The sequence below is a fragment of the Allosediminivita pacifica genome (assembly GCF_003054175.1).
Classification (GTDB): Bacteria; Pseudomonadota; Alphaproteobacteria; order Rhodobacterales; family Rhodobacteraceae; genus Allosediminivita; species Allosediminivita pacifica.
This window is the reverse complement of sequence record NZ_QBKN01000004.1, coordinates 180,394-196,681: the sequence shown is the minus strand read 5'-3', so window position 1 is coordinate 196,681 and position 16,288 is coordinate 180,394. Positions and strand designations below refer to the sequence as shown.

The window sequence follows — 16,288 nt, the reverse complement described above, 5'->3', positions numbered from 1 at the left end:
GTCAGCGGGGCGCAGTCGAACAAGGAACGCCTGTGTTTGAAACATTTGCGAGCTCCACTTGATTCCCGTTAGGGTTGTGGGGTGCCTGTCCTTGCCGACCATGGTCAAAGGAACCATAAGTAGGCTCGAGATTTAGATCAATGCGCAGTCCACCGCGGGGCGCAAACAATGAATATGAGGTAGTACTTTGAACTATGGCGAGTTGACTACGGTCATGCGCCGGCTTGCGCTCGAAGCCGGAGACAAGATCATGGAGATCTACGAGTCCGATGATTTCGAGGTGAAGTCGAAGTCGGACGAAAGCCCGGTGACGGAAGCGGACGAAGCAGCGGACGCCCTGATTTCTGCCGGTCTCCGCGAGGCTTTTCCGGACGTGGCTCTGGTGACCGAGGAACAGGCGGACAGCCACGATCTTTCGGCGGCAACCTTCCTGATCGTCGATCCCCTGGATGGCACCAAGGAGTTCGTGAAGCGTCGCGGCGATTTCACGGTAAACATCGCGCTGGTCGAAGACGGTGTGCCGGTTCGCGGCGTGGTCTACGCACCGGCCCGCAAGCGGATGTTCTACACCGACAGCGTCGGCAAGTCCGTCGAGGAGCAGGGGCCCTTCGATCCGGAAACCCCGGGCGAGACCAAGCCGATCCACGTGTCGGACCCCGACAACGGGTCGCTGATGGTGGTCGCATCCAAGTCGCACCGCGACGAGGCGACCGACGCCTACATCGGCAAGTACAACGTCAAGGACATGACCAGCGCGGGATCCTCGCTGAAGTTCTGCCTCGTGGCGACGGGGGAAGCGGATCTCTACCCGCGCCTGGGCCGCACCATGGAGTGGGACACGGCCGCGGGCCATGCGGTGCTTGCCGGGGCGGGTGGCCAGGTCGTCCGCTACGATGACCATACGCCGCTCGCCTATGGCAAGCAGGGCTACGCGAACCCGTTCTTCATCGCCTATGCGCCTGGAGTCGAGCTGAAGGAGGCCTGAGCCGAATCCGGCCGGTCGGGTCCATAAGTGCCCGTTCCGGCGGCAAATTGCTTAGAATACAGGTCGGTTGAACTGGCAACTCCAGTCCGTCCGGTGTCAACGTCGCCTTACATCCCATATAATTCTGCTTGCATGACGTCTTTCGCCACGCAGATCGACAGAGGAACAGTCAGATGCAAACCAAAGTCACCAAGGCCATTTTCCCGGTTGCGGGCATGGGGACCCGCTTTCTCCCGGCGACCAAATCGGTTCCCAAGGAAATCATGACCTTGGTCGACCGCCCGCTTGTCCAATACGCCATCGACGAGGCCCGTGCCGCCGGCATCGAGGAGTTCATCTTCGTCACCGCCAAGGGCAAGAGCGCGCTCGAGGACTACTTCGACCATTCGCCGGCGCTCGAGCAGGAGCTCGAGGCCAAGGGCAAGGGCGATCTTCTCGAGATCCTCCAGAGCACGAACATGGAATCCGGCCAGATCGCCTACCTGCGTCAGGCGAAGGCGCTGGGTCTGGGCCACGCGGTGTGGTGCGCGCGGCGGATGATCCACGACGAACCCTTTGCCGTGATCCTGCCCGACGATGTGATCGCGGCCGAAACGTCCTGTCTCAAGCAGATGGTGGATGCCTACCAGGAAACCGGCGGCAACATGGTCGCGGCGATGGAAGTGCCGCAGGAAAAGACCAAGTCCTACGGCGTTCTCGACATCAAGGAAGACATGGGGTCGATCGTCTCGGTCAACGGCATGGTCGAAAAGCCGAAGCCGGAAGAGGCGCCTTCCAACCTGGCCGTGATCGGGCGCTATATCCTTTCGCCGCAGATCATGAAGAACCTCGAGGCGGCCGAAACCGGCGCAGGTGGGGAGATCCAGCTGACCGATGCGATCGCCCGCGAGATCGGTGAGGACAAGACCGGGGTCTACGGGTTCCGCTTCCGCGGTCAGCGGTTCGACTGCGGCTCCAAGGCGGGGTTCCTGCAGGCGACGGTGGCGTTCGGCCTTGCACGGGATGACCTGCGCGACGATCTAGACGCCTACCTCCAGGATGTGATGGCCGCGCGCAGCGCAGCGCAGTAGGTCCGGGGTTTCGGAGCGTGACAAATGTATTGGTTACCGGTGGCGCCGGGTATATCGGCAGCCACGCTTGTAAGCTTTTGAAGGCAGCCGGCTATTCGCCGGTGACCTACGACAACCTGTGTACCGGCTGGTCCGACGCCGTGAAGTTCGGCCCCTTCGAGCAGGGCGACCTGCATGACAGGGCGAGGCTCGACGAAGTGTTTGAGAAATACGCGCCCGTTGCAGTCATGCATTTCGCGGCGCTGAGTCAGGTGGGCGAGGCCATGGCCAAGCCCGGCCTCTACTGGCGCAACAATGTGGGGGGGTCGCTGACCTTGATCGAGGCGGCCTGCGATGCAGGCTGCATGAACTTCGTCTTCTCCTCGACCTGCGCGACCTACGGTGAACATGACAACGTGGTTCTGGACGAGGAGACACCGCAGATCCCGCTGAACGCCTACGGCGCCTCCAAGCGGGCGGTGGAGGATATCCTGCGGGACTTCGGCAACTCGCACGGGCTGAGGCACGTGATCTTCCGCTACTTCAACGTGGCGGGCGCGGACCCCGAGGGCGAGATCGGGGAGCATCACCGCCCCGAGACGCACCTGATCCCGGTCATGCTGGAGGCGATCGACGGCAAGCGCGACGGGCTGACGGTGAACGGCACCGACTACGACACGCCCGACGGGACCTGCGTGCGCGACTACGTGCACGTGATGGACCTCGTGCAGGCGCATGTGCTCGGGCTGAAGTGGCTCGAGGACGGAAAGCCCAGCCGTGTCTTCAACCTCGGGACCGGGCGCGGCTTCTCGGTGCGCGAGGCGATCGACGCGGCCGGGGCGGTGACCAACCGCGAGGTGCCCCACAGCGAAGGTCCGCGCCGTGCGGGCGACGCGACCAAGCTTGTGTCGGGCTCGACTCGGGCGGGTGAAGAGCTCGGCTGGGAGCCGGGTCTTTCGACGATGCCGCAGATGATCGCCGACGCCTGGCGCTGGCACAAGAACGGCGAATACACCGCCTAGGGAAAGGCCGGGGCGGGCGGGATCTTTCCGTCTGCCCCCAGCCACCGTTAACCGGGCGATAACCAGGTGCGGCGTCTACTGTGGCCATGATGCAGGGCCACGAATTCTCAGAAAACCAGGGCGCGCTCTTCGCGCCGGACGAAGCGCCCGAATACGCGGCGCCGGCGGTCCGGGTGCCTTCGTATCTCCGCGATCACCGCACCCGCCTGCGCGAGCGGTTCATGCAGGGCGGCCCCGAGGCGCTTCCCGACTACGAGCTTCTGGAACTGCTGCTCTTCCGGGCGATCCCGCGGAAGGACGTGAAACCGCTGGCGCGCGAATTGCTGGACCGGTTCGGGGACTTCAACACCGTCGTCTCGGCACCGGCCGCACGGCTGGCGGAGGTGAAGGGCGTCGGGGACGCGGTGATCTGCGAATTGAAGCTGGTGGAAGCCACGGCGCATCGCCTCGCGCGGTCGCGGGTCATGCAGCGCAGCATCATCAGCAGCTGGTCGGCGCTGATCTCCTACTGTCAGACGGCCATGGCACATGGCGAGATCGAACAGTTCCGCGTGCTCTTTCTCGACCGCAAGAACGTCCTGATCGCGGACGAGGCGCAGGGGCGCGGGGCGGTGGATCACGTGCCAGTCTATCCCCGTGAGGTGGTGAAGCGCGCTTTGGAGCTGAACGCGACGGCGCTGATCCTGGTGCACAACCACCCGTCGGGCGATCCGACCCCGAGTGCCGCGGATATCGAGATGACCCGCAAGGTCGAAGAGGCGGCCCGGACGCTGGGGATCACGCTCCACGATCACCTGATCATCGGCAAGTCGACGGAGCTCAGCTTCCGCTCGGAGGGGCTGCTCTAGCGCAGCCAGACTTCCACACGCCGGTTGGCCTCGCGGCCCCATTCGCTGTCATCGCAGGCCATGGGCAGAGCCTCGCCATAGGCGAGCGTCGAGATGTCGATCCGGTCGAAATCCGCGGTCTCGGCGGCGTCTGTCACGGCGCGGCGCACGGTTTCGGCGCGCTCGGCCGCGATCGCGAGGTTCGCATCGTGGGGGCCCTGTCCGTCCGAGAAGCCCACGAAGACAAGCCGCCGGTTGTCGTGGCGGCCGGTCTCAAGCGCGCTGGCGAGCCGCCCCACGTTGGAGCGCGATTGCGCGTCGAGGCGGATGGAGCCGGGTTCGAAGCGGAAGGAGATGCTGAGGCGGCGCAGCTCGCCGAGCGTGCGCGTCATGTCGCGGAGGCGGCGCAGGCCGTCCTCGCCACGCGCCACGGCGATGGCATTGGCCAGCCTGTCGCCCTGCAGGTCGAGCGGGATCTCCTCGGGGGCCTGATCGACGAAGCCTGCACGCCGGATCACCGGCTGCGCGGCATCCGAGCGGGTGAAGGCGAGGAAATCGCGCGCCAGCGCCGGCAGGCGGCGCGCGGGCGTGTAGAGGAACATGGGGGCGGTGAGCGGGTAGTCCTCGGTCTTGATGTTGCGCGACGTGGCGCGGAGGCGGAAGCCGCAGTCGCCCGTCAGGACCATGGCGCGCGCTGGTCCGATTTCGGAGTGTGAGGCAATACCGATCCCGAACGGATCGTCCGCGACCGCCCGGGCGAGAGCCGCGTTTGAGTCGTGGCGGACCACGCCTGCGCGCAGGTCTACACTGGAGGGGCGCAGAAGCTGGTCTGCCATGCCCTGGGCGAGGCCCGAGCCCGCGTTGCGCAGGTGGACGGTGACAGGCGCATCGGGCCCGCCGAGGGCCTGCCAGTTGGTGATCCGTCCGGCCAGCACCCCGGCGAGATCGGCGGGCGAGATCGTGTCGACGGGGTTGCCATGGGCCGCGACGGGCACCAGCGCGTCGAGGGCGAGGACATGGCTGCGGTTCGCGTGGGAGAGGTTGCCGACGCCCGCCTGCTGCGCGGCCTCTTCCTCTTCGGGGCGGATTTCGCGGAGGGCCATGACCATGTCCGCGCGCCCGTCGAGAAGGTCGGCAAAGCCGCTGTCCGTCGTGCCGATCCGCAGGCGAAAGCGTCCCACCGTCCGGCCGTCGCTTCCGTCGGAGAGGGTGTAGCTGAAACCGGTCTCGCTGCCGGTTTCGCGTTGGGCGCGCAGACCGTTGCGCAGTGCGAAGCTCTCGATCAGGGCGGGAAGGAGCACGTCACCGATGGTGCCGGAGCCCGAGATCGTCAGGTCGGCCACGAAGTCGGTGAGTGACGGGCAGCCGACGCCGATGCAGCGCACCCCCGTACCATCCACGGTCAGTTCGCCGTAGTCGGTGTCGATGCGATAGAACTCGCCGTCGAAGCCGAGCAGGGTCCCCGACAGTTCGATTGCTCCGTCGCGGGACCGCAGGGTGATGTCCTGAGCCTGGGTCGCCGAGGGCAGCACTGCGGCGAGCGCCGACAAAAAGAAAAGTGCGGCGAAGATCGCCGCACGCAACGTCACCATGAAATCCGTCTCGGTCCAGTCCCGTATCGGGATGATTTTCGGGTGTCCGAAGATCTTTTTCAACACCCGAAAGCTGTCATCCCGCGGTGCCGGGACGGCAGGCGGTCAGAGCCCGAGGCTCAGACCAGCTTGCCGTGGCAGTGCTTGAACTTCTTGCCCGAGCCGCAGGGGCAGGCCTCGTTCCGGCCGGGATTGCCCCAGGTCGCGGGATCGGTTTCGACGAAACCATCAACCAGAGGCTGGGGCGCCTCGGCGTCGACGTCGACATCAACCGGCTGCGGCTGCTGCGCGGTGGCAGGACCGGTGGTGGTGGCGGCTTCGCCCTCGGCCGCGGCACCTGCGGTGGCCGCCGCGGCGGCGGCACCGGCGACCGCGGGTTCGGGCTCGCGCTTTGGCTGCGCGTTCTCGCGCACCGCGTCCTGCTGCTGCCGGAAGCGGTCGATCAGGGCGCGCTGTTCGTCCTCGGACATCGGGCGGACCTGGCTGAGCTTTTCGGTTACGTCCTCGCGCAGGGTCTCGAGCATGCGCTCGAAAAGCTGGAAGGCTTCGGTCTTGTATTCGTTCAGCGGATCGCGCTGGGCGTAGCCGCGGAAGCCGACGACGGAGCGCAGGTGTTCCAGTGTCTGGAGATGGTCACGCCACTTGGTGTCGATGGTTTGCAGGAGCACCTGCTTTTCGATCTGGCGCATGGTGTCGGGGCCGAAGGCCTCGGCCTTTTCGGTCATGAGCTTGTCGGAGGCCGCCTCGAGCCGTTCGCGCAGCACGTCCTGGTCGACGCCGTCTTCCTCGGCCCAAGAGATCACCGGCTCGTCGATGCCAAGCCTCTGGAGGCAGGCGGCATATAGACCCTGAACATCCCACTGGTCGGCATAGGCGCGGGGCGGCGCGTAGATGTCGACCAGTTCGTCGATCACCTCGTGGCGCATGTCCTGCACGATCTCGGAGAGATCCTGCGCTTCCATGATCTCGCGGCGCTGGGCGAAGATCACCTTGCGCTGGTCGTTCATGACATCATCGAACTTGAGCAGCTGCTTGCGGATGTCGAAGTTGCGACCCTCGACCTTGGCCTGCGCGCGTTCGAGCGACTTGTTCACCCAGGGGTGCACGATTGCCTCGCCGTCCTTCATGCCGAGACCGCTCAGCACCTTGTCGAGCCGATCCGAGCCGAAGATGCGCATCAGGTCGTCTTCGAGCGACAGGAAGAAGGAGGACCGGCCGGGGTCGCCCTGACGGCCGGAGCGACCGCGCAGCTGGTTGTCGATGCGGCGGCTTTCGTGACGTTCGGTGGCCAGAACGAAAAGGCCGCCGGCCTTCTTGACCGCTTCCTCGTCGGCGTCGTGCTGCGCCTCGATCTCGGCGCGGATCTCGTCGGGGTGGCGGTCGGGATTGGCGGCGATGGCTTCCATGATCTGGAATTCCACGTTGCCGCCCAGTTTGATGTCGGTGCCGCGGCCGGCCATGTTCGTGGCGATCGTGACCGCTCCGAGCTTGCCCGCGTCGGCGACGATCTGGGCTTCCTGTTCGTGCTGACGGGCGTTCAGCACGTTGTGCTTGAGGCCGGCGTTCTTGAGCAGGGCCGAGAGCATCTCGGATTTCTCGATAGAGGTCGTGCCGACGAGGACCGGCTGGCCCTTCTCGTGAGCTTCCTTGATGGCCTCGACGATGGCGGCGTATTTCTCCTGACCCGTGCGGTAGACGGCGTCATCCTCGTCGATCCGCGCGATGGGCAGGTTGGTGGGCACCTCGACCACGCCGAGCTTGTAGATCTCGGCGAATTCCTCGGCCTCGGTCGTGGCGGTGCCGGTCATGCCCGAGAGCTTGTCGTAGAGGCGGAAGTAGTTCTGGAAGGTCACGCTGGCGAGCGTCACGTTCTCGGGCTGAATCTTGACGCCTTCCTTGGCCTCGATGGCCTGGTGGAGGCCGTCGGAGAGGCGGCGACCGGCCATCATGCGGCCGGTGAATTCGTCGATCAGGACGACTTCGCCGTCGCGAACGATGTAGTCCTTGTCCTTGTTGAAGAGCTTGTGCGCCTTGAGCGCCTGGTTGACGTGGTGAACGACCGTCGTGCTTTCGGGATCGTAGAGCGTCTGCTCTTCGGGGAGCAGGCCGCGGGCGTGCAGCTGCTGCTCGAGATATTCGTTGCCCTCGTCGGTGAAGGTGACGTTGCGGGTTTTCTCGTCGATCTCGTAGTGCTCGTCGGTGAGCTCGGGCACGAGACGGTTGACGCCGGTATAGAGCTCGGATCGGTCCTGCGAGGGGCCGGAGATGATCAGCGGCGTACGGGCCTCGTCGATCAGGATGCTGTCCACCTCGTCGACGATGGCGAAGTAGTGGTCGCGCTGGTGGATCTGGTCCAGCTCGGACTTCATGTTGTCGCGCAGGTAGTCGAAGCCGAGTTCGTTGTTCGTCGCGTAGGTGACGTCGGCGGCATATGCCTGCTTTTTCTCGTCTTCGGGCTGGCGGGGATAGACCACGCCGGTGGTCAGCCCCAGCGCGCCGTAGACCTTGGACATCCAGTCGGCGTCGCGGCGGGCGAGATAGTCGTTCACCGTCACGATGTGGACGCCGCGCCCGACGAGCGCGTTGAGGTAGGCTGGGAAGGTGGCGACGAGCGTTTTGCCTTCGCCGGTCTTCATCTCGGCGATGTTGCCCTGGTGCATGAATATGCCGCCCATGAGCTGGACGTCGAAGGCGCGCAGGCCGAGGGTCCGCTTGGCGGCTTCGCGGCAGTTGGCGAAGGCCTCGGGCAGAAGGTTGTCGAGGCTTTCGCCATCGGCGATCCGCTTCTTGAATTCCTCGGTCTTGGATATCAGGCTAGCGTCATCAAGCGCCTCGAATTCGGGTTCCAGCGCATTGATCTTCTCGACCAGCGGGCGGGTCGCCTTGACCTTGCGGTCATTGGGGGTCCCGAACACCTTGCGCGCGAATCTTCCCAGCATGAACGTCCAACCTGATTGACAGCTTCGTGTGCGGCATCTGCTTGCCCGCCTCGCACACAGCCCATATGACGGAAGGAACGACCGGCCTCGCAGAGCCTGCAGGGCGATGTAAGGGGCCGTTCTTTAACTGTCAACGCCGACCCCCGGGGACGGCAAGGCTACAAGGACGAATCAATGCCCAGAACCCTGATGAAGCTGTCGGCCGCGGCGCTGGCCGTTGGCCTCGCGCTGCCCGCGCAGGCACAGGAGAGCAGCGAAGAGTCGGCACAGGATGTCACGGCCGACACCGTGGTCGCCACGGTGAACGGCACCGAGATCACGATCGGCAACATGCTGATGGTTCGCGCGGCCCTTCCCGAGCAGTACGCGCAGCTTTCGCCGGACGTTCTGTGGGACGGCATTGTCGATCAGTTGATCCAGCAGGAAGTCCTGAGCCAGAGCGATCAGGCCGAAGAGAACCGCCGGGTGCAGGTCGCCGTCGAGAACGAGCGCCGCTCGCTGATGGCTGCCGTGGCGATCGAGAAGATCGCAGACGAGGCCGTGACCGAAGAGGCGCTTCAGGCGGCCTACGACGAGACCTATGCGAACGCCGACCAGGGCACGGAGTTCAACGCCAGCCACATCCTTGTCGAGACCGAGGAAGAGGCGCAGGCGCTGGTCACGCAGTTGAACGAAGGTGCTGATTTCGCCGAACTTGCCCGCGAAAACTCGACCGGTCCGTCGGGGCCGAACGGCGGTCAGCTTGGCTGGTTCGGTGCCGGCATGATGGTCGATTCCTTCCAGAAGGCGGTCGAGCAAATGGAGGTCGGCACGGTTTCGGAGCCGGTGCAGACGCAGTTCGGCTGGCACGTCATCAAGCTCAACGAGACCCGCACCGCCGAGGCGCCGGCGCTTGAAGAGGTGCGCGGAGAGCTGACCCAGCAGATCCAGCAGCAGGCCGTGTCCGACTATATCGACAGCCAGCTGGCGGAAGCCGAGGTGGATCGCGCCGATCTCGAGGGCGTGGACCCGACCGTTCTCAACCAGCTCGATCTTCTGCAGGACTGATCCCGTGGCCAAGACGCTTGCCCGTTCGCCGCTGGCGCCCGAGGGCTTTCCGGCGCTCCCCGTCATCGACGGGGTGCGCTTCGCGACCGTTCAGGCCGGGGTTCGCTACCAGGGCCGTACTGACGTCATGCTCGCCCTCCTCGATCCGGGCAGCGTCGTGGCAGGGGTCTTTACCCGGTCGGCCACACGGGCCGCCCCGGTGCTGGACTGCCAGCGCAAGATCGGGGGCGAAGCGCCAGATGGCGCGGCGATCCTCGTGAATTCGGGGAACGCGAACGCGTTTACCGGGAAGAACGGCGAAGAGGCGGTTGGCCATGTCACGGCTGCCGTGGCGAAGGCCACGGGCCTTCCGGACACGCGTGTCTTCACCTCCTCGACGGGCGTGATCGGCGAGCCGCTCAAGCACGAGCGGATCACCGCGAAGCTCGACGAACTGGTCGAGGGGCTCGATCCCGCCGGGATCGAGAGTGCCGCCAAGGCGATCATGACGACCGACACCTTCCCCAAGGGGGCGACGGCCGAGGTGGATCTGCCGCAGGGCCGCGTCAAGATCGCGGGTATTGCCAAGGGCTCCGGCATGATTGCGCCGGACATGGCGACGATGCTGGTCTACATTTTCACCGATGCAAAGATGAGCCGCACCGACCTTCAGGGCATGATTTCGGCGATCAACGAGCGGACCTTCAACTGCATAACCGTGGACAGCGATACCTCGACGTCCGACACACTTCTCATGGGCGCGACGGGGGCTTCGGGGGTCGAGGTCGGCGCGCAGGACAGCGCGTTTGCAGAGGCGCTTGAAGGCGTCATGCTAGACCTTGCGCATCAGGTTGTCCGCGACGGCGAGGGCGCTACGAAGTTCGTCACAATCGCGGTCACTGGCGCAGAGAGCGATGCGGATGCGCGAACCCATGCGCTGAGCATCGCCAATTCGCCGCTGGTCAAGACAGCCGTGGCCGGTGAGGATCCCAATTGGGGCCGCATCGTGATGGCGATCGGCAAGTCCGGCGCTGCGGCGGACAGGGACCTGCTGACCATCCGCTTTGGCGATGTTCTCGTGGCCGAGAAAGGCTGGGTCTCTCCGTCCTACAGCGAGGAACAGGGCGCGGCGAAGATGAAGCAGCCCGAGATCGAGATCGGGGTGGACCTGGGACTCGGCTCGGGGGCGGCGACGGTCTGGACCTGCGATCTGACGCACGGCTACATCTCGATCAACGCCGACTACCGCTCGTAGAGACGGGCAGGGGAGATCCCGCATGAAGATGGTCCTGGTTTCGGCCGTGGCGCTCGTGGATGTTGAAGGGCGCGTGCTGTTGGCACAGCGGCCCGAGGGCAAGTCCATGGCGGGCCTGTGGGAATTCCCCGGTGGAAAGGTCGAGACCGGCGAAACGCCGGAGGCCGCATTGATCCGGGAGCTCCAGGAAGAACTCGGGATCGGTACCTGGCAGAGCTGCCTGGCGCCCCTGACGTTCGCCTCGCATTCCTACGATGATTTCCATCTGCTGATGCCGCTGTTCATCTGTCGGAAGTGGGAAGGCGTCCCGCAGGCGCGCGAGGGCCAGGTGCTGAAGTGGGTGAGAGGGCGCGAGCTGCGCAACTACCCGATGCCTGCAGCTGACGTGCCGCTGATCCCGCTGCTGCGCGATTGGATTTGAAGCGTCAAGGAAAATGAGTAACAGTCCAGTGTGACTATTCCTTGTGCACCCTGGTTGCACAAAATATGATTCTTTTGCTGAGATTTTATTATGGATTTGTTAACGCATGATCCGTTAAAAAGGTTCCCACCAAAGGTTGGGAGGAATCGGTATGCTGAAGACTATCATCATGGGCAGCTGCCATTCGGTTCAGGGTCTTCTCGAGAAGACACTTCCCGATGGCCGCATCGCAGTTCGTGTCGGCAATCAGGTGTTCACGGGTCTTCCCGTGATGACTGGTGCCCCTGCCTAAATCAAAGCCCATCACGCTCACGCACATATAAAAAGGGGAGGCTAGATGCCTCCCCTTTTTATTTTGCTAGTGGCCTGTTCAGGTGATCGGACCGGCCCGAGCCGAGCGGTCACAGGGACCGCTCGATCTCCTCGCGTTCGAAGATTTCGATCACGTCGTTGGGACGAATGTCCTCGTAGTTCTCGAAGGCCATACCGCATTCCTGACCCGACTGGACCTCGGATACCTCGTCCTTGAAGCGCTTGAGCGTCTTCAGTGTGCCTTCGTGGATCACCACGTCGTCGCGCAGGAGGCGGACACCGGCGGAGCGGCGTGCAATCCCTTCGGTGACGAGGCAGCCCGCGACCTTGCCGACCCCGGAGACCTTGAAGACCTCCTTGATCTGGGCGTAGCCGATGAATTTCTCGCGGATCTCGTTCGAGAGAAGGCCGGAGGCCGCTGCCTTCACGTCGTCGACCAGGTCGTAGATCACGCTGTAGTAGCGGATTTCCACGCCCTTTTGGTTCGCCGCGTTCCGTGCCGGTGCGTTGGCCCGGACGTTGAAGCCGATCACCGGGCATCCCGACGCTTCGGCAAGGCCGATGTCGGATTCGGTAATGGCGCCCACGCCGGAGTGCAGCACGCGCACACGGACCTCGTCGTTGCCGATCTTCTCCATCGCCTGGACGATGGCCTCGGCCGAGCCCTGCACGTCGGCCTTGACGAGAATCGGCAGCTCGCTGACGTTTTCGTCTTCCTTGGCCTTGGCCAGAAGCTGGTCGAGCGAGGTGGCGGCACCTGCCGCGGCACGCTTGTCCTTGGCCGCCTGCTGGCGGTACTCGGCGATTTCGCGGGCCTGACCCTCGGTCTCGACGACGTTCAGCACGTCGCCTGCCTCGGGTGTGCCATTGAGGCCAAGCACCTCGACCGGAACCGACGGACCGGCTTCTTCGACGCGCTCGCCCTTGTCGTTGATGAGCGCGCGAACCTTGCCGTACTGCTCGCCCACGACGAAGATGTCGCCCCGGCGCAGGGTTCCGTGCTGGACCAGAACGGTGGCCACGGGGCCGCGGCCCACGTCGAGCTGCGCCTCGATGACGGCGCCCTGTGCGGCGCGGTTCGGGTTGGCCTTGAGCTCGAGGATCTCTGCCTGAAGCGCGATGGCTTCGAGCAGCTCGTCCAGGCCCTGACCGGTGTGCGCCGAGACTTCCACATCCTGCACGTCACCGGACATCTCCTCGACCACGATCTCGTGCTGGAGAAGGTCGGTGCGCACCTTGGTGGGGTTCGCCTCGGGCTTGTCGATCTTGTTGATCGCCACGATCATCGGAACGCCGGCGGCCTTCGCGTGATTGATGGCTTCGACCGTCTGCGGCATCACCGCGTCGTCGGCCGCCACCACCAGCACCACGATGTCCGTCACCTGTGCGCCGCGCGAGCGCATGGAGGTGAAGGCCGCGTGGCCGGGGGTGTCGAGGAAGCTGAGCGTCGCGCCGCTATCGGTCTGCACCTGATAGGCGCCGATGTGCTGCGTGATCCCGCCGGCTTCGCCTGCGGTCACCTTGGCATCGCGGATCGCGTCGAGCAGCGAGGTCTTGCCGTGGTCCACGTGGCCCATGATCGTGATGACCGGGGGACGGGGCAGCAGGTCCTCGGGGGCGTCCTCGACTTCCTTGATGACATCCTCGACGTCGGCGTCGGAAACGCGCGTCATGCGGTGGCCGAATTCCTCGATGATGAGTTCGGCGGTATCGGCGTCGATGGTCTGGTTCTGCGTCGCCATCACGCCGTTCTGCATGAGCGCCTTGACGACGTCACCGACACGTTCGGCCATACGGTTGGCGAGTTCTGCCACCGTGATCGTCTCGGGCAGCTGAACGTCGCGCACGACCTTCTCGCGCTGCTGGGAGCCGCCCATCGCCTTCTGGCGCTGGCGTTCCTGCTTGCGCTTCATCGCCGCGAGCGATTTCTGCCGGCCGCCTTCGCCGCCGGAGAGCGCCTGGTTCAGCGTCAGCTTGCCGGAGCGCCGGTTGCCGTCGTCACCACCACGGCCCTTGCCGCGAGTGTTGCGGTCGTCGCGCTCGCGCTCCGTCTTGCGGGGGGCTTCCTTGGTCTTGCCGCGGGTGTTGTCGGCAGCCTTGGGAGCGGGTTCGGCGGCGGGCTGATCGGCCACGCGTGCCGCTTCGGCTGCCTCGCGGGCCTTGCGCTCTTCTTCCTCGGCTTTCGCCTTGGCGCGCTCTTCGGCCTCGCGCTGCTCGCGCTCTTTCTGTTCCTTTTCGGCGCGCATGCGTTCGCGCTCTTCGGCGCGGGCCTTTTCCTCGGCCTCGCGCTTGGCCTGCTCGTCGGCTTCGCGCGCCTTGGCGGCCTGCAATGCCTTCAGCCGGCGTTCCATCTCGGCGTCGGTGATGCCGCCGGGACGCTTGCCGCTACCGCCCGCTGCGCCGGGTCCACCCTTGCCGGTACCGGCTGCGGGTTTGGCCACGGTGCGCTTGCGCTTGGTTTCCACCACGACGTTCTTGGTGCGGCCGTGGCTGAAGCTTTGCTTCACGTTGCCCGATCGGGGGCCACCGCGCAGACCCAATGTCTTTTTGCCGTCGTTATCGCTCATAAAGCTTCTTCATCCTTTCCGACGGCCCCTGCCGCCGCGTTCCGCGCCGGACCCTCCGGCGCGTAGACCCTTCAAACGTTGTGCTTCCCCTACAACACGCGCTGACAGACCGCCAGCGCCAAGCGCTGCATGGATCACCTTTTCCCGGCCGAAGGCGGCACCGAGTTCGTCCGCCGTGAGCCATCCGATGTAGTCGCCCCCGTAGGGGGTGCTCAGCTTCGACTTGCCCCGTTCCGAGCCATCGTCGGCCTGGATCAGGACCCGGGCCTCTTCCTTCTGGAGCCAGTCCTTGACCTTCTCGTAGCCGGCCACGGCCGCCCCGGACTTGCGTGCAAGGCTGACAAGATCGATGACGCGGCGGGCCAGCAAGGATTCCACCAAGGCCGGTAGTCCGTCGGGCGCCGTCACCGGGGCCTTTGCGGCACGGGAAAAGAGCCCTTTGCGCGCCGCACGATCCAGCGCAGCGCGATTGGCTGAGACATATATACCTCGTCCCGGCAGTTTTCCAGCCAGATCGGGCACAATCGCGGAATCGGGCCCGACGACGAAGCGGACAAGGTCCGATTTCGGATGCACCTCGCCCGTGGCGATGCATTTCCGCTCGGGTCCGAGCTCCCGGTCCTTGTCGTTTCCGCCGCGACTCATGCTCAGTCCTGCTGCTCCGTTTCGGTCTCGGATTCGGTCTCGCCGTCATCCTCGTCCTCGCGCTCGTCCGCCGAGTCGGCGGTGAGTTCCTCGGGGTCGACCCAGCCGAGCATGACGCGTGCGGTCATGACCATGTTCTGGGCTTCCTCGAGGCCGACGTCGAAGGGTTCGAGCAGGCCATCGTCCTTGTGCCGCTGACCGTCGACCGTGGTCCAGCCGCCGGCGAGTTCCCAGTCGGCGCAGGTGGCGAAGTCCTCGAGCGTCTTGATGTCGTCCTTGGCAAGCGCCTCGACCATCTGGGGGGTAAGCCCCTCGAAGGCGATGAGGTTTTCCTCGGCGCCAAGCGCGCGGGCGTTTTCCAGCGCCTTGCGGGCCTGTTCCTCGAGGTGTTCGCGGGCACGGGTCTGAAGCTCGGTCGCGGTGTCCTCGTCGACACCGTCGATCACGAGAAGCTCGTCCTGCTCGACGTAGGCGACCTCTTCGAGGTTGGTGAAGCCTTCGGAGACCAGCAACTGGGCGAAGAATTCGTCGAGGTCCAGCGTGTCCATGAAGAGCTGGGTGCGTTCCTCGAATTCCTTCTGGCGACGCTGGCTTTCCTCTTCCTCGGTCATGATGTCGATGTCGAGGTGGGTCAGCTGCGAGGCGAGGCGCACGTTCTGGCCGCGGCGGCCGATGGCCAGCGACAGCTGCTCGTCGGGGACCACGACCTCGATACGCTCGGCGTCTTCGTCGAGCACCACCTTGGAGACCTCGGCTGGCTGCAACGCGTTCACCAGGAAGGTGGGCATGTCGTCCGACCACGGGATGATGTCGATCTTCTCGCCCTGAAGCTCGTTCACGACGGCCTGCACGCGGCTGCCGCGCATGCCGACGCAGGCGCCGACCGGGTCGATGGAGCCGTCGTAGGAGATGACGCCGATCTTGGCGCGCGAACCGGGGTCACGGGCGACGGCCTTGATCTCGATGATGCCGTCGTAGATTTCGGGCACTTCCATCTTGAAGAGCTCGGCCATGAACTCGGGTGCAGTACGGCTGAGGAAGATCTGCGGGCCGCGCGTCTCGCGGCGGACATCCTTGATGTAGCAGCGGATGCGGTCGCCGGGGCGGTAGGCCTCGCGGCCGATCTTTTCGTTGCGGCGCAGGATCGCTTCGCCACGGCCGACGTCGACGATGACGTTGCCGTATTCCTCGCGCTTGACGACGCCGTTGATGATCGTGCCTGCGCGATCCTTGAACTCGTCGTACTGACGGTCGCGTTCGGCTTCGCGCACCTTCTGCAGGATAACCTGCTTGGCACTCTGGGCCGCGATCCGGCCGAGTTCGACGGGCGGGACTTCCTCGGAATAGGTGTCACCGACCTTGGGATCGGCCATGTACTGCTTGGCCTGCTCGACGGTCATCTCGGCCTGATAGTTCTCGAGCTCGTCATCCTCGACCACGGTGCGGACGCGAGTGAAGGTGGCGCGGCCGGTGCGGCGGTCGATGGACACGCGGATGTCCATTTCCGAGCCGTAGCGCGACTTGGCGGCACGAGCGAGGGATTCCTCCATAGCCTCGACCACCAGGGACGGGTCGATCATCTTTTCCCGCGCAACCGCTTCGGCGGTCTGCAAGAGCTCAAGCTGGTTGGCAGAGGTGATAGCCATCT

At 64.9% G+C, this 16,288-nt stretch carries 13 protein-coding genes; 8 read left to right on the top strand and 5 right to left on the bottom strand.

Going from position 1 to position 16,288, the window contains the following annotated elements; translation table 11 throughout:
* Positions 1–187 precede the first annotated feature (187 nt).
* The 4 genes from cysQ (at position 188) to radC (ending at position 3,904) form a co-directional block, all read left to right on the top strand.
* Complete coding sequence (gene cysQ / locus C8N44_RS04810) at positions 188–985, top strand: 3'(2'),5'-bisphosphate nucleotidase CysQ (RefSeq protein WP_107975033.1); 798 nt, start codon at positions 188–190, stop codon at positions 983–985.
* Between the two features lie 173 nt (positions 986–1,158).
* A complete protein-coding gene (gene galU / locus C8N44_RS04805; protein WP_107975032.1) occupies positions 1,159–2,055 on the top strand; it encodes a UTP--glucose-1-phosphate uridylyltransferase GalU in 897 nt (298 codons plus the stop codon).
* A gap of 17 nt (positions 2,056–2,072) precedes the next feature.
* Positions 2,073–3,056, top strand: coding sequence for a UDP-glucose 4-epimerase GalE (galE, locus tag C8N44_RS04800; RefSeq protein WP_107975031.1), 984 nt, complete (start codon positions 2,073–2,075; stop codon positions 3,054–3,056).
* Positions 3,057–3,142: 86 nt separating this feature from the next.
* Positions 3,143–3,904: a RadC family protein gene (gene radC / locus C8N44_RS04795; protein WP_107975030.1), complete on the top strand. Its 762-nt coding sequence runs from the start codon at positions 3,143–3,145 to the stop codon at positions 3,902–3,904.
* On the opposite strand, the gene C8N44_RS04790 is transcribed toward radC, so the two are convergent.
* Both C8N44_RS04790 and secA read right to left on the bottom strand, forming a co-directional pair.
* Positions 3,901–5,475 carry a phosphate ABC transporter substrate-binding/OmpA family protein gene (locus tag C8N44_RS04790; protein ID WP_107975069.1) on the bottom strand — a complete coding sequence of 525 codons (1,575 nt, stop codon included), beginning with the start codon at positions 5,473–5,475 and terminating at the stop codon, positions 3,901–3,903. The two genes, radC and C8N44_RS04790, sit on opposite strands and share 4 nt — an antisense overlap.
* 119 nt (positions 5,476–5,594) lie before the next feature.
* The gene (gene secA / locus C8N44_RS04785) at positions 5,595–8,414 is read right to left on the bottom strand and encodes a preprotein translocase subunit SecA (protein WP_107975029.1); all 2,820 of its coding nucleotides are present in this window, start codon (positions 8,412–8,414) and stop codon (positions 5,595–5,597) included.
* 174 nt (positions 8,415–8,588) lie between these two features.
* On the opposite strand from secA, the gene C8N44_RS04780 reads away from it, so the two are divergent.
* The 4 genes from C8N44_RS04780 to C8N44_RS23540 all read left to right on the top strand — a co-directional run bounded on the left by C8N44_RS04780 (position 8,589) and on the right by C8N44_RS23540 (position 11,408).
* Positions 8,589–9,461, top strand: coding sequence for a peptidylprolyl isomerase (locus C8N44_RS04780; protein WP_107975028.1), 873 nt, complete (start codon positions 8,589–8,591; stop codon positions 9,459–9,461).
* 4 nt (positions 9,462–9,465) lie between these two features.
* Positions 9,466–10,695 carry a bifunctional glutamate N-acetyltransferase/amino-acid acetyltransferase ArgJ gene (gene argJ / locus C8N44_RS04775; protein ID WP_107975027.1) on the top strand — a complete coding sequence of 410 codons (1,230 nt, stop codon included), beginning with the start codon at positions 9,466–9,468 and terminating at the stop codon, positions 10,693–10,695.
* A 22-nt stretch (positions 10,696–10,717) separates the two neighbouring features.
* Positions 10,718–11,116 carry an 8-oxo-dGTP diphosphatase MutT gene (gene mutT / locus C8N44_RS04770; RefSeq protein ID WP_107975026.1) on the top strand — a complete coding sequence of 133 codons (399 nt, stop codon included), beginning with the start codon at positions 10,718–10,720 and terminating at the stop codon, positions 11,114–11,116.
* A gap of 151 nt (positions 11,117–11,267) precedes the next feature.
* Positions 11,268–11,408 carry a hypothetical protein gene (locus C8N44_RS23540; protein ID WP_170121062.1) on the top strand — a complete coding sequence of 47 codons (141 nt, stop codon included), beginning with the start codon at positions 11,268–11,270 and terminating at the stop codon, positions 11,406–11,408.
* 109 nt (positions 11,409–11,517) lie between these two features.
* On the opposite strand, the gene infB is transcribed toward C8N44_RS23540, so the two are convergent.
* The 3 genes from infB to nusA are packed head-to-tail and all read right to left on the bottom strand — an operon-like array spanning position 11,518 to position 16,286.
* Positions 11,518–13,995, bottom strand: a complete 2,478-nt coding sequence (gene infB / locus C8N44_RS04765) for a translation initiation factor IF-2 (protein ID WP_107975025.1) — start codon at positions 13,993–13,995, stop codon at positions 11,518–11,520.
* Between the two features lie 9 nt (positions 13,996–14,004).
* The gene (locus C8N44_RS04760) at positions 14,005–14,640 is read right to left on the bottom strand and encodes an RNA-binding protein (protein WP_107975024.1); all 636 of its coding nucleotides are present in this window, start codon (positions 14,638–14,640) and stop codon (positions 14,005–14,007) included.
* Between the two features lie 2 nt (positions 14,641–14,642).
* The gene (nusA, locus tag C8N44_RS04755) at positions 14,643–16,286 is read right to left on the bottom strand and encodes a transcription termination factor NusA (protein WP_107975023.1); all 1,644 of its coding nucleotides are present in this window, start codon (positions 16,284–16,286) and stop codon (positions 14,643–14,645) included.
* Positions 16,287–16,288: the final 2 nt, after the last annotated feature.

Bases quoted from the DNA above. Each gene is read 5' to 3' on its own strand.
- nusA (WP_107975023.1), bottom strand. From the start codon at position 16,286: ATGGCTATCACCTCTGCCAACCAGCTTGAGCTCTTGCAGACCGCCGAA.
- C8N44_RS23540 (WP_170121062.1), top strand. From the start codon at position 11,268: ATGCTGAAGACTATCATCATGGGCAGCTGCCATTCGGTTCAGGGTCTT.
- radC (WP_107975030.1), top strand. From the start codon at position 3,143: ATGATGCAGGGCCACGAATTCTCAGAAAACCAGGGCGCGCTCTTCGCG.
- infB (WP_107975025.1), bottom strand. From the start codon at position 13,995: ATGAGCGATAACGACGGCAAAAAGACATTGGGTCTGCGCGGTGGCCCC.
- secA (WP_107975029.1), bottom strand. From the start codon at position 8,414: ATGCTGGGAAGATTCGCGCGCAAGGTGTTCGGGACCCCCAATGACCGC.
- mutT (WP_107975026.1), top strand. From the start codon at position 10,718: ATGAAGATGGTCCTGGTTTCGGCCGTGGCGCTCGTGGATGTTGAAGGG.
- C8N44_RS04780 (WP_107975028.1), top strand. From the start codon at position 8,589: ATGCCCAGAACCCTGATGAAGCTGTCGGCCGCGGCGCTGGCCGTTGGC.
- C8N44_RS04790 (WP_107975069.1), bottom strand. From the start codon at position 5,475: ATGGTGACGTTGCGTGCGGCGATCTTCGCCGCACTTTTCTTTTTGTCG.
- galU (WP_107975032.1), top strand. From the start codon at position 1,159: ATGCAAACCAAAGTCACCAAGGCCATTTTCCCGGTTGCGGGCATGGGG.
- C8N44_RS04760 (WP_107975024.1), bottom strand. From the start codon at position 14,640: ATGAGTCGCGGCGGAAACGACAAGGACCGGGAGCTCGGACCCGAGCGG.